General features: G+C 64.9%; 11 protein-coding genes. 6 read left to right on the forward strand and 5 right to left on the reverse strand.

Features of this window, described 5'->3' with window-relative positions; genetic code table 11:
* The first annotated feature begins 21 nt into the window (after positions 1–21).
* From AC25Z0_RS10660 to AC25Z0_RS10670, 3 genes are all read left to right on the forward strand, one after another.
* Entirely contained in the window at positions 22–1,248 is a 1,227-nt protein-coding gene (locus AC25Z0_RS10660) for a CaiB/BaiF CoA transferase family protein (protein ID WP_488133205.1), read from the forward strand.
* A 53-nt stretch (positions 1,249–1,301) separates the two neighbouring features.
* On the forward strand, positions 1,302–2,459 hold the full coding sequence (locus AC25Z0_RS10665) for an acyl-CoA dehydrogenase family protein (protein ID WP_488133626.1): 1,158 nt from the start codon (positions 1,302–1,304) through the stop codon (positions 2,457–2,459).
* Positions 2,460–2,561: 102 nt separating this feature from the next.
* On the forward strand, positions 2,562–4,118 hold the full coding sequence (locus tag AC25Z0_RS10670) for an MDR family MFS transporter (protein WP_488133206.1): 1,557 nt from the start codon (positions 2,562–2,564) through the stop codon (positions 4,116–4,118).
* A gap of 28 nt (positions 4,119–4,146) precedes the next feature.
* On the opposite strand, the gene fmdA is transcribed toward AC25Z0_RS10670, so the two are convergent.
* Together fmdA and AC25Z0_RS10680 are read right to left on the reverse strand one after the other, a co-directional pair.
* On the reverse strand, positions 4,147–5,403 hold the full coding sequence (gene fmdA, locus AC25Z0_RS10675; RefSeq protein ID WP_488133207.1) for a formamidase: 1,257 nt from the start codon (positions 5,401–5,403) through the stop codon (positions 4,147–4,149).
* Between the two features lie 50 nt (positions 5,404–5,453).
* A complete protein-coding gene (locus AC25Z0_RS10680) occupies positions 5,454–5,738 on the reverse strand; it encodes a zinc ribbon domain-containing protein (protein WP_488133208.1) in 285 nt (94 codons plus the stop codon).
* A gap of 122 nt (positions 5,739–5,860) precedes the next feature.
* On the opposite strand from AC25Z0_RS10680, the gene AC25Z0_RS10685 reads away from it, so the two are divergent.
* A complete protein-coding gene (locus AC25Z0_RS10685) occupies positions 5,861–6,592 on the forward strand; it encodes a formylglycine-generating enzyme family protein (protein ID WP_488133209.1) in 732 nt (243 codons plus the stop codon).
* A 50-nt stretch (positions 6,593–6,642) separates the two neighbouring features.
* Here the strand turns inward: AC25Z0_RS10685 and AC25Z0_RS10690 are convergent, their stop codons facing one another.
* The 3 genes from AC25Z0_RS10690 to AC25Z0_RS10700 all read right to left on the reverse strand — a co-directional run bounded on the left by AC25Z0_RS10690 (position 6,643) and on the right by AC25Z0_RS10700 (position 10,037).
* A complete protein-coding gene (locus AC25Z0_RS10690; protein ID WP_488133210.1) occupies positions 6,643–6,981 on the reverse strand; it encodes a cupin domain-containing protein in 339 nt (112 codons plus the stop codon).
* 14 nt (positions 6,982–6,995) lie between these two features.
* Positions 6,996–8,489: an NAD(P)/FAD-dependent oxidoreductase gene (locus AC25Z0_RS10695; RefSeq protein ID WP_488133211.1), complete on the reverse strand. Its 1,494-nt coding sequence runs from the start codon at positions 8,487–8,489 to the stop codon at positions 6,996–6,998.
* Positions 8,490–8,552: 63 nt separating this feature from the next.
* Complete coding sequence (locus AC25Z0_RS10700; RefSeq protein WP_488133212.1) at positions 8,553–10,037, reverse strand: helix-turn-helix domain-containing protein; 1,485 nt, start codon at positions 10,035–10,037, stop codon at positions 8,553–8,555.
* Between the two features lie 130 nt (positions 10,038–10,167).
* Between AC25Z0_RS10700 and aceA the strand changes: the two genes are divergently transcribed.
* Both aceA and aceB read left to right on the forward strand, forming a co-directional pair.
* Positions 10,168–11,520 carry an isocitrate lyase gene (aceA, locus tag AC25Z0_RS10705; RefSeq protein ID WP_488133213.1) on the forward strand — a complete coding sequence of 451 codons (1,353 nt, stop codon included), beginning with the start codon at positions 10,168–10,170 and terminating at the stop codon, positions 11,518–11,520.
* 51 nt (positions 11,521–11,571) lie between these two features.
* Complete coding sequence (gene aceB / locus AC25Z0_RS10710; protein WP_488133214.1) at positions 11,572–13,236, forward strand: malate synthase A; 1,665 nt, start codon at positions 11,572–11,574, stop codon at positions 13,234–13,236.
* The last annotated feature ends 5 nt before the right edge of the window (positions 13,237–13,241 follow it).

The raw sequence follows: 13,241 nt of genomic DNA on the forward strand, positions 1-13,241 counted from the left end.
TGGACGCGAGGAGGCGAGCCAGTGCGGGGTGAACAGGGCAACGATGCAGCAGCGGGCCCGCTTGCCGGCATTCGCGTCGCCGATTTCTCCCGAGTGCTTGCCGGCCCGTACGCCACCATGATGCTGGCCGATTTCGGTGCCGACGTCATCAAGATCGAAAGCCCGTCTGGCGACGAGACCAGGGGTTGGCTGCCGCCCGTCGATGCCCATGGCGGGTCGACGTACTTCGCGGGGCTCAACCGCAACAAGCGCTCTGTCGTGTGCGACCTGGCGACAGCCGCAGGGCTGGCAGAGGCGCGACGCCTGGCTGCCAGCGCCGACGTGGTGGTCGAGAACTTCCGACCGGGGGTGATGGAACGCTTCGGCCTCGATTTCGACACGCTCCGCGCCGAGAACCCCGGCGTCGTGTACTGCTCGATCACCGGATTCGGCAGCGGGACAGGAGCGCACCTGGCCGGCTACGACCTGCTCGTCCAGGGTGTCGGCGGGCTCATGAGCATCACCGGACCGGTCGACGGTGAGCCGAGCAAGGTGGGTGTTGCACTCGTCGACGTGCTCACGGGGCAGAACGCGTTCAGCGGGATCCTGCTCGCACTGCGTGCCCGTGACCAGACGGGCACCGGCCAGCACCTTGAGGTCGACCTGCTCACCACCCTGCTCGCCGCGCTCACCAATCAGGCATCGAGCACCCTCGCCACCGGCGTCTCACCGGCCAGGCACGGTAACGCTCACCCGAGCATCGCGCCGTACGAATCGTTTATAGCCGCGGATCGTGAGCTCATCATCGCCGTCGGAAACGACCGGCAGTTCCGCACCCTGGCTCGGCTCATCGGCGCGCCGGCGCTCGCCGACGACCCGCGTTACCTGACCAACGAGCGCAGGGTCGCACACAGGGAAGAGCTGCGCGACACCCTGAACGGATGCCTGGCTGCCGCCACCGCCGCGTCGTGGGTCGCAGCCCTGACCGATGCCGGGGTGCCAGCCGGTGTCGTGAACACCATCGACGAAGGATTCGCATTCGCCGCCGACCTCGGACTGGCCGCCGTCGTCGAGCTGCAGGACGCCAGTGGCCAGGTCAGCCGGCAGGTGGCCAACCCGATCCACCTGTCTGGTGCCCCTGCCGCGTATCGATCGGTGCCCCCAACGCTCGGTGAGCACGCGGGCGCCGACTGGCACGAGCCCACTCAGTCCAGCGCTTCCCAACCACACCCAGCCCACCACCCCCACCTGAAAGCAGACGTGCAGTGACGGAAACAGGCACCACCACAACCGAGTTCACCCGTGCCGGCACCGGCACAGAGCTGTACGTCGATGAGGTCTTCGACCTCGACGCCCTGCTCAGCGACGAGGAACGCGCGTGGCAGCAGAAGGCACGTACCTTCGCGACGGAGCGCATCCTGCCGACCATCGAGCAGGACTACGACGACAAGCACTTTCGCCGGGAGCTCGTCGCCGAGTTCGGGGCGGCCGGATTCCTTGGCATGCACCTCACCGGCTACGGCGCAGCAGGGGCGAGCGCGGTGAGCTACGGGCTGGTTTGCCAGGAGCTGGAAGCGGCAGACAGCGGATGGCGCACTTTCGTGTCTGTGCAGGGATCCCTCGCGATGACGGCCATCGCCAAATTCGGCTCAGAGGAGCAGAAGGAACGCTGGCTGCCCGGCATGGCGGCCGGCCAGATCGTGGGCTGTTTCGCACTCACCGAACCAACGGGCGGCAGCGATCCGGCGGCCATGCAGACCGTTGCGCGCAGGGAGGGCGGCGACTGGATCATCGACGGCTCAAAGCGCTGGATTGGCCTGGCCAGCATCGCGGATGTCGCGGTGGTGTGGGCTGCGACCGAGGACGGCATCCGCGGGTTCCTTGTGCCGACCACTGCGGCGGGCTTCACCGCGACGCCGATCGACACCAAGCTCTCGATGCGGGCCTCCATCCAGTGTGATGTCACCCTTGAGGCAGTGCGGGTGCCTGCAGGGGCAGAGCTTCCTGCGGCGCGCGGCTTGTCGGCGCCGTTCAGCTGTCTGAACGAAGCCAGGTTCGGCATTGTGTGGGGAGCGATGGGCGCAGCCAGGACGTGTCTTGAGGCCGCGATCGGACGCTCACGCACGCGCAGTGTGTTCGGCAAGCCGATCGGAGCGATGCAGCTCACGCAGGCGAAGCTGGCCGACATGCTCGTCGAGTACGAGAAGGGCACCCTGCTGGCACTGCACCTCGGACGGCTCAAGGAGCGGGGTGCGCTCACCCCGGCACAGATCAGCGTTGGAAAGCTCAACAGCGTGCGCGAAGCGATCGAGATCGCCAGGCAGGCCAGGACGATCCTCGGCGGCGACGGCATCACGAGTGAGTTCCCCGTGATGCGCCACCTGGCCAACCTTGAGTCGGTGCGCACCTATGAGGGAACGGATGAAATCCACCAGTTGGTCATTGGCCGCGCCCTGACCGGACTGAACGCGTTCGCGTAACGACCAGTCAGAGAACAGGATTTTCTCGGAATACTCCGAGCTGGCTCTCGGTTACTTCTCTTCGTCCCTGATACGTGGCAAAGCGTGCCGCGCCGACGACGAATGGAATCGCCAGTGAGTGAATCGACACAGCGTGAATCGACCCAGCGTGAATCGACCCAGGCCAGCGCCACCGTTCAGCTGGATCACACACGGCGAAACCGCCGGGTGATCTGGCTGCTGCTCTCGGCATCTTTCGTGGTGATTCTCAACGAGACCATCATGAGCGTGGCGCTTCGCGACCTGATGCTCGATCTCGACATCGAAGCCGCGACGGCGCAATGGCTCTCGACGGCATTCATGCTCACCATGGCGGTGGTCATCCCCATCACCGGGTTCCTGCTCGAACGGTTCAACACCCGCCCGATCTTCATCGCCGCGATGTCGCTGTTCTCAGTGGGTACGCTGCTGGCCGCGCTGGCGCCAGGGTTCGGCGTGTTGCTGCTTGCCCGCGTCGTGCAGGCATCCGGCACGGCAATCATGTTGCCGCTGCTCATGACGACCATCATGACGCTTGTGCCTGTGGCATCGCGCGGCAAGACCATGGGCAATGTCTCCATCGTCATTTCCGTGGCTCCCGCAATCGGACCGACGATCTCCGGCATCATCCTCGACACCCTGACCTGGCGCTGGATGTTCTGGCTCGTGCTGCCCATCGCCATCGTGATGCTGATCATCGGCATCCGTCGGGTGGAGAACGTCACGGTGCCGCAGAAGGTGCCGATCGACGTGATCTCTGTAATCCTGTCTGCGTTCGGTTTTGGTGGGCTGATCTACGGACTGAGCCGCGTCGGCGAACTGAGCCAGCCTGCAGCGGATGCCATGGCGGTCACGCAGGTGTGGGCATCCATTGGGGTTGGCGTTGTGGCACTCGCGGCCTTCGTGATCCGTCAGCTCATCCTGCAACGCACCGACAATGCGCTGCTCGACCTTCGGACATTCCGGTCACCGACCTTCGCGGTGTCGATCGCGATGATGGCGGTGAGCATGGTGGCGTTGTTCGGCACGATCATCCTGTTGCCGATCTACCTGCAGCAGGTGCTGCACCTCGAAGCGATCAATACGGGTCTGCTCCTCTTGCCCGGTGGCCTGCTGATGGGTGTGCTTGCCCCGTTCGTCGGGCGGATCTACGACAGGGTTGGACCAGCCCCGCTGCTGATCCCTGGCTCGATCATCGTGAGCGCGGCGCTCTGGGCTCTCACGATCGTGAGCGAGAGCACGTCGCAGTTCTACGTGCTCGGCGCGCACATCGTGCTGAGCCTCGGCCTTGCCCTCGTGTTCACGCCGCTCTTCACGTCGGCCCTTGGAGCCGTGCAGCCGAAGCTCTACTCGCACGGCAGCGCGATCCTCGGCACGGTTCAGCAGGTGGCCGGTGCCGCTGGGACGGCCGTCTTCATCACGATCATGGCGTCGCAGAGCGCGTCGCTGCTCGTAGCGGGCGCTGCGCCGGACGTCGCGGCGGCAGGCGGGGTGCGGATGGCATTCCTCGTCGGAGCGATCATCTCGCTGTTCGCGATCGTTGGTGCGTTCTTCATTCGGAAGGCGCCAGAGCTGGTGGATGAGGACGCGCCGGAACAGCAGGAAGAGCCGGCGCATCAGGACGCACCGGCTCTAGCCTGATTCGCTGGTTAGGCGCGAGCGCCGCGGCTTACTTGTTCGACGCCCGAGGCGCAGCCATTCCGGACTTCACCTGGTGTGGACCGCTGGCCGACGGCCGGACGTCGAAGTCGAAGATTGCCGTTGGCAGGTAGACCGTCGAGCAGGAGTTCGGGATGTCAACCACGCCGGAAAGTCGGCCCTCGATCGGCGCTGCGCCCAACAGCAGATAGGCCTGCTCTGGGGAGTATCCGAACTTCGTGAGGTAGTCGATCGCATGGAGACAGGCACGCTGATATGACAGGTGCGAATCCAGGTAGCGCTGCTCACCGCCCAGGGTGACAGAGGTGCCAGAGAACGCAATCCATTCGCTGAACTGCGGGTCGACCCTGCCCGGCAGGAAGATGGCATTCTCCGAAACCCCATAGGTGTCCATGCCACCGCGGATGATGTCCACCCGCAGGTCGATGAAGCCACCCATTTCGATCGCGCCGCAGAAGGTGATCTCCCCGTCGCCCTGGGAGAAGTGCAGGTCGCCGAGCGACAGGTTCGCGCCGTCGACGAACACCGGATAGAAGATCCGGGAGCCCTTCGACAGGTTCTTGATGTCCTGGTTTCCGCCGTTCTCACGCGGCGGTGCGGTACGAGCGGCTTCACCGCCAACGCGGGCCCAATGCTCGCGGGGCAGTCCGCCCAACACGGCATGCTCAGCCTCTGGTGGCAGGGCAAGTGGCGGCACACGGTGTGGGTCGGTGGCGATGAGATCGCCTTCGCGCTTGTTCCAGGTCGCGAGGAGCGCTGCAGAGGGCGCCGTGCCCATCAGGCCGGGGTGGATGAGGCCTTCGAATGACACCTCCGGAATGTGCCGGGAGGTTGCGACCTGCCCGGTGAAGTCCCAAATTGCCTTGTACGCATCGGGGAACTGTTCGGTGAGGAAGCCGCCGCCATTGTTGCGGGAGAAAATGCCGGTGTAGCCCCACCCCTGCCCCGCGAGGGGGCCGGTGTCTTCCTGGGGAATCGGACCAACGTCGAGGATGTCGACAATCAACAGGTCGCCTGGCCTGGCACCTTCCACAGCGAAGGGGCCAGAGAGCTTGTGCACGGTCAGCAGCGGTGCGTCGAGGATGTCCTGCGCCGAATCATCGTTCTTGATGGCCCCGTCGAACCATTCCCGACAATCGACGCGGAACACGTCCCCGGCCTTGACCGTGGCAACGGGTGGGATTTCGGGGTGCCACCTGTTGTGGCCGAGCTTCGCCTGATCCTCGAACTTCTTGGTCGAATCGAGCGGGAAGATCACTTCTGGCATGGTGTTTTCTCCTTAAACGACGTTGTACTTGGATGGGATCTTGCGCCCGATCATGGGCGCGGGAGCTTTCGATGCAACGGGTTGCTGGTGTACCTGGTGCCCTGCCTGGAGGATCCGGTGCGGCCGGAGACCACCTCCGGTTCGTGGGCGCTTCGCTTCGTGGAGTCGATGAGCTTGAATTCGGCGCTCGTGGCAATCGACAGCCGTGGCGAACTCATCTGGCGGGGCGACTGCTGATGGCACTCTGGGCACGCCGCGGCATCCGGCACTGTGGCCATCGGGAACGCGGCTTCAAACGACGTTCCGTCTGGACAGCGGAAGTCATACAGCGGCATGGGCGATCCTCCCAAGCGTCACGGAACAGGAACACCCGCACCGCTGGCTCACGCCTGGCGCATGCGAGTTTTGCTCAGGTTAGCTTCGATGGCCAATCGCTACAAGCCAGTACGCTCGACTGATGACCGTCGATTCCGTGAGTTTCGCCCCGGTTCCTGGTGGGCTCATCACGATGCGGGACGCCCGCACCGGTGGTTCGCGAGACGTTGAACTCCGGCCATTCACCATCAGCACGACACCGGTGCGCTCCGGCTCATCCAATGTTCCCGCACACGCCGTGACCTGGTTCGCCGCGATCGAGTGGTGCAACGCCGCGTCCGCCGCGGCCGGAATCCCCGCTGCGTACTCGATCGACGGCCGCAGCGTGCGGTGGAACATCGATTCGGACGGCTACCGCCTGCCCACCGAAGCCGAGTGGGAGTTCGCCTGCAGGGCCGGCACGGACGCGCCAACGTACGGACCCCTGAGCGAGGTGGCGTGGACGGCCGCCGATGGTGTCGATGGGCCTCAGGTGGTTGCCCGGAAATCACCGAATGCCTGGGGGCTCTACGACACGCTCGGCAACGTCTGGGAGTGGTGCTGGGACTATGCCGACACCGCGCGGTACGGCGACTACCGCGCGCTCAGGGGCGGAGGCTGGGCTGATCAATCCTGGAGCTGCCGCGCCTCGGTTCGCCGAGGAAGTGCGCCAGACGCGATCCTTGAGGATGTCGGCTTCCGCGTCGCTCGAGGGGCCGTTCGTCACTCCGCTGCTGACGACGCCCAGGGCTGGTCGGCTGCGTCTGACAGGGAACGGGCCGACATTCGCGGTCCGTTGCCGATCGGATGGACTCCGCTTCGATCCCTGTTATGACACGGCGGTGTTATGACGCGGCGCCCAGGCACAGGCCAGTGTTGCCGCAGTTACGCGACGTAGATCTTCCGGAGCGTCTGCGTGATCGTCCAGACCGTGCGCTGGCCAGCGCGCAGGCGCATCACGTCGCAGGGAGCGAGCTGCACGGTTTCGCCGGTCTCCTCGAACTCGACGGAACCGGTGCCGAACAGCACGATGAAGATCTCGTCGTCCTCGATGTCGCTCATGGCTCCTGGGGTCATCTCCCAGACACCGATCTCGCTGCCGCCGAATTCACCCAGCGTGGCCGACCCGGTGTGCGGATGTCCCGCGAGACGTTGCTCTACGGCAACAGGCTCGAGCTCGATGCCGAGCTCTGTCGCGGCGATTTTCAGGGAGGTGTCAAGCATTGTCCTTCGTTTCTTCAGGAGTCGAAACCGAGGCCGACGGCATCCAGGGTCTTCAAAATGACGTTGCGCTTTCCCTTGTTGTGGTCGGCGCGATCGAGCGACCACCGAGTGACCTGCACTCCAATGGATGCGAGGGGCTCAGGCGGGAACGGAAGCGGGGTCTCTCGCACCATGGCCAGGCGGGTGCGTTCGGTGTCTTTGCCCTCGAGCTTGTCGAGCATCACCTCTGCGGCGAAGTGCGTTGCGGCAACACCCAGGCCGGTGAAGCCTGCCGCGTACGCGATGCGTCCGCCGCGTGCCGTGCCGAAGAACGCACAGAAGCGGGTCGACGTGTCGATGGCGCCGGCCCAGCGGTGGGTGAACTTCAGGCCTTCCAGCTGCGGGAACGTGGTGAAGAAGTGGTGGCCGAGGGTGTTGTAGGTGGTGGGGCGGTCTTCGTACTCTGCGCGCACCCGGCGACCGTAGTGGTAGATCGCGTCATAGCCGCCGAACAGGATGCGGTTGTCGCGGCTCAGCCGGTAGTAGTGGAACTGGTTGGCCAGGTCGCCGAGGCCCTGCCGGTTCTCCCAGCCGATGTCCGCGAGCTGGGCGGCATCCAGCGGCTCTGTCATCAGCGCATAGTCGTAGACGGGAACCGTCGACAGGCGGTTGCGCTTGAGCAGTGACGGGAAGACGTTGGTCGCCAGCGCGGTCTTCTTCGCCAGAACGCGGGCCTTGCCCGTTCGCACCGCCGTGCCCTGCGCTGGGCTCAGTCCTGACGTGTCGAGGGCGCTGACGGGGGAGTGCTCGAAGATCTCAACACCGAGTTCGGTGGCGGCGCGCGCGAGTTCAGCGGCGAGCTTCGCAGGGTGCACGAGCGCGGAGGAGCGCTTGCTCCAGACGGCGGCGAGGTAGGTGGGCGAGTTGACCTGTGCGCGCACCGCGGCGGTGTCGAGGTACTCCTCGTCTGTATTACCTGCACCGGTATTACCTGCACCGGTATTACCTGCACCGGTATCACCGGCCTTCGCTGCATCGGCGGCCATCTCTTTCAGCCACTCGACCTGGTGTTCCTCGACGGCCAGGGAGAGGGCGCCGTTTCGTTCGAAGTCGCAGTCGAGATCGAGGTCGGTGACGGCCTTCTCGATGGCGTCGAGGTTCTCCATACCCATCTCGTTCAGGCGGTCGATCTCCTTCGGCCACCGGCTCTGGCCGTTCTCCTCACCGTGGGTGAGGCTGGCTTCGCAGAACCCGCCATTTCGACCGGATGCCGCCCAGCCGACGGTCTTCGCCTCCAGCAGCACCACCCGCCATGATGGATTGCGCTGCTTGGCCAGGATCGCTGTCCAGAGACCGCAATAGCCGCCACCGACCACGGCGAGGTCACACTCGAGGTCCGCCGTCAGCGTGGGATAGCGCTGGGCAGGAGCGATGTCGTCCAACCAGAATGCTGCCAGCTTCGAGCCATCCAGGGCGTGATCAACGACGGAGGTCTGAGGACGAGACCTCTCGAAGACTGTGCGTTCCACGTAGGGACTCTCGCTCTCTCTGTCTGGGCTTCAGGCCATTGTGTCGGATCGGATCAGATCGAATCAACGCGGCGCGTGAACTTCAAGAAATTGGTACACCTCGGTTTGGTCGACGCCGGGGAAGGTCCCGGTTGGCAGGGCAGCGAGCAGGCTGGTTGGGGTGCGTGCCGCCGGCCACGACTGGCCGGCCCAGCGCTCGGCGAGATCGTCGGGCGCCCGCTTGCAGCAGCGCTCGTCGGGGCACGTCGACACGGCGCGATGGATTGTCTCCCGCCCGCGGAACCACTTCACGTGGGCGAATGGCACGCCAACACTTACCGAGTACTCACCTTCCCTGGCCTTCTCCACCCGTGAGGTGCACCAGAACGTGCCAGAGGGAGTGTCGGTGTACTGGTACCAGGGGCTGAAGCGGTCTTCGACGTCGAACACGGTTCGCGCTGTCCAGCTGCGGCACACCGTCGTGCCCTCGACGGCTCCCAGGGCGTCGCTCGGGAATCGGACCGAATCGTTCTCGTACGCCTTGATGATGGTGCCCGATTCGTGCACCTTCATGAAGTGCACCGGGATGCCGAGCCTGGCCGTGGCGAGATTGGTGAAGCGGTGCGCCGCTGTCTCATACGACACGGAGAAGGCATCCCGCAGGTCTTCCATGGAGATGCGGCGGAGGTTCTTCGCCTCGGTGAGCAGTTTCACCGTATCTTTCTCCGGCAACAGGATGGCGGCGGTCAGATAGTTGGTCTCGATACGCTGTCGCAGAAAATCGGCATAACTTCTCGGCTCTTCGTGGCCGCAGAGATGACTGGCGAACGCCTGCACGATCGGGGAGCGCGAGTCGCGGGACTCCGACCGTTCCATCGGCAGGTAGATGCGGCCATACCTCTTATCTGTCACAGAGCGCGTGGAATGTGGGAGATCCCCGACGTAGTGCAGTGAATAGCCGAGGTGCGTCGCCATGTCGGCAACCACCTGCTGCGAGACCGGCCCGCCGGAATGCCCGACGGCTGTCAGCAGCTTCAGTGCCTCTGCCTCGAGCTCTGGGAAGTAGTTGTCGCGTGCGCGCATCGTGGCGCGGAGCTCTGCATTCGCCCGTCTGGCTTCCTCCGGCGTCGCAGCGCGTTCGCGGTGCAGCCGCTCGATCTCGCCGTGCAGCGCCAGGATGGTCTGCAGGTTCTCGTCGCTGAGTCCTTTATTCACGCGGAGTTTCGGCAGGCGCAGCGCCTCGAACACCGGTCCGCGCTGTGCCCGTTCGACCGCGATCTCCAGGGCTGCACGTTCAGAGGGCGCTTCGGCCTTCACCAGGTCGTCAACGGTGGTGCCGAGTGCCGCGGCGAGGGAGCGCAGCATGTCGAGCCGGGGTTCGCGGTTGCCGTTCTCAATCATCGACACCTGCGACGGTGCGCGCTCGACCGCGCTCGACAGATCCTCCAGCGTCATACCCCGCACTGTGCGCAGTTCACGGATGCGGCGGCCCAGCGTGAGCGCGTCGGTCTCTGCTGGCCCATTCGCGGCATCCGTCGTGGGAGATGCGGGTCGATCGTCGATGATCATGATTCATGCTCACATGGCCCGGTTGTTCTGGCAAACAGAAATAGCCGGGTATTTCTGCAGACCAATCCGGATCAACACCTCCAGGCCGCCCGCACAGTGGACTCAGACCGAAGCCAATGGAGGCACTCTCATGGACCGAAACGCCAGCAGCACACAGAACACCACCCGTCCAGGCGACCAGACGCAGACCGCTGCAGAGCTCGCACTCGAGTGGGCGGCTGACCCCCGCTGGAACGGTATCCGTCGCGACTACACCGCAGAAGACGTCATTGCGCTCCGCGGCACCGTCCGCGAGGAGCGCACCCTCGCTCGCCGGGGAGCCGAGAACCTGTGGGAGCTGATCAACGACAACGGCACCCCTGAAGACCCGCACTGGGTGTCGGCGCTCGGAGCGCTCACCGGCAACCAGGCTGTGCAGCAGGTGCGGGCAGGCCTGAAGGCCATCTACCTGTCTGGCTGGCAGGTGGCAGCGGATGCCAACCTCTCCGGTCAGACCTACCCAGACCAGTCGCTCTACCCGGCGAACTCGGTTCCGGCGGTCGTGCGCCGCATCAACAACGCGCTGCTGCGCGCAGACCAGATCGAGCAGAGCGAGCAGGGCCAGCAGGGTCGAACAGCAGAGGTCGTTCGCGACTGGCTGGCCCCGATCGTCGCCGACGCCGAAGCAGGGTTCGGCGGACCGCTGAACGCCTACGAGCTCATGCAGTCGATGATCGAGGCGGGCGCGGCCGGCGTGCACTGGGAAGACCAGCTGGCCAGCGAGAAGAAGTGCGGGCACATGGGCGGCAAGGTGCTCGTGCCGACCAGCCAGCATGTCCGCACCCTGAACGCAGCCCGGCTGGCAGCGGATGTCGCCGGCGTGCCGTCGATCATCGTCGCCCGCACAGACGCGCTCGCCGCCACGCTGCTCACGAGCGACATCGATCCGCGCGACCAGGAGTTCCTCACCGGCACCCGCACGGCTGAGGGGTTCTACGAGGTCAACAACGGCATCGACACCGTCATCGCCCGCGGGCTCGCGTATGCGCCGTATGCCGACCTGCTCTGGGTCGAGAGCAGCGAGCCAGACCTTGAGCTGGCCATCCGCTTCGCTGAACGGATCCACCAGGACTTTCCAGGCAAGAAACTCGCCTACAACTGCTCACCGTCGTTCAACTGGAAATCCCACCTGAACGACGAGCAGATCGCCGCCTTCCAACGGGAGCTCGCGGCAGTGGGATATACGTTCCAGTTCATCACTCTGGCCGGTTTCCACGCGCTCAACCACTCAATGTTCACGCTCGCGGCCGACTACGCCGAGCGCCAGATGAGTGCCTATGTCGACCTGCAAGAAGCCGAGTTCGCATCAGAGAGCGCCGGCTACACCGCGACCCGCCACCAGCGAGAGGTCGGCACCGGCTACTTCGACCGGATTGCAACAGCACTGAACCCGAACAGCGCGACGCTCGCCCTGGTCGGCTCCACGGAGTCCGAACAGTTCTAGACAGAACCAGGCACGCGGCACTGAACCCCACCTTTCGAAGGAGAACAGATCATGACTGAATCAGCAACCGAGACTCTGGAACGCCCGGCTACGGGCAGCTTCCAGACCATTCGCCCGCACCTTGAGGTCACCGGTGACGTCGGTGAGCGATACGCACAGGTTCTGACGCCAGAGGCGCTCGACTTCCTGGCCGAACTGCATGACAGGTTCGCCGGCATCCGTCACGACCTGCTGGCCGCCAGGCTGCAGAGCAGGGTCGATGCGGCCAACGGTCGCGACCCGAAGTTCCTGCCGGAGACCGCGCATATTCGGAACGACCCGTCGTGGCGCGTTGCGGGCGCCGGACCAGGGCTTGAGGACCGCCGCGTTGAGATCACCGGGCCCACCGACCCGAAGATGGCCATCAATGCGCTGAACTCTGGCGCGAAGGTCTGGTTGGCCGACCAGGAAGATGCCACCAGCCCTACCTGGGCGAACGTTATAGAGGGACAGTTGACGCTGCGCGACGCCGTGCGGGGTGAACTCAGTTTCACAAGCCCAGAAGGCAAGCACTACGAGGTCACCGGTTCTGGCCCCGATGGAGCGACGCCGACGATCGTGATGCGGCCGCGTGGCTGGCACCTCGTCGAGAAGCACATCACCTTCGTCGACAGGGCGAACAGGCGGATGGCCGCGTCAGGCAGCCTCGTCGACTTCGGACTGTACGTCTTCCACAACGCGCAGGTGCTCATCGACCAGGGCAGCGGACCGTACTTCTACCTGCCGAAGCTTGAGGGCCACCGCGAGGCGCGCCTCTGGAACGACATCTTCAGCTTCGCTGAGGAGCGGATCGGCATTGCGCACGGCACCATCCGGGCCACGGTACTGATCGAGACCATCCACGCGGCGTTCGAGATGGAGGAGATCCTCTACGAACTGCGGGATCACTGCGCAGGGCTGAATGCCGGTCGCTGGGACTATATCTTCAGCATCATCAAGGCCTTCAGGGCGCGGGGAAGTCGCTTCGTCTTCCCCGACCGCACGCAGATCACGATGACCGTGCCGTTCATGCGCGCGTACACGGAGCTTCTCGTGTCGACCTGTCATCAGAGGGGTGCGTTCGCGATTGGCGGTATGAGCGCGTTCATCCCCAACCGGCGTGATCCGCTGGTGACGGCCAACGCCCTGGCGCAGGTAGCGGCAGACAAGAACCGTGAGGCCGGCGACGGATTCGACGGCACCTGGGTGGCGCACCCCGACCTCATCCCAACGGCGCAGGCCGAGTTCGATGCGGTTCTCGGAGAGCGGCCCAACCAACTCGACCGACTGAGGAGCGACGTCTCAGTCTCGCCGGCCCAGTTGCTCGATATCGCCTCGATCGGCGGCACCATCACGGAAACCGGGGTGCGTGGCAACGTCGTGATCGCGCTGCGGTACATCGAATCGTGGCTGCGCGGCGTCGGCGCGGCAGCGATCGACAACCTGATGGAGGATGCGGCAACGGCAGAGATCTCTCGGTCGCAGATCTGGCAGTGGATCCACAACGATTCCCAGATGGCCGATGGTCGCCGGATAGACCTGCCTTATGTTGAGACGCTGGTGACAGAGGTGTTCGAATCGCTGCCCCGCACCGAGGGTGATCGCTTCGACGATGCGCTGGAGGCGTTCCGTGCTGCCGCACTCGAGCCGGAATTCCCGACATTCCTCACCGTCGGGGCGTACGCCCGATTGCTCTGAGCGGG

This window comes from Leifsonia sp. Y862 (assembly GCF_057669585.1).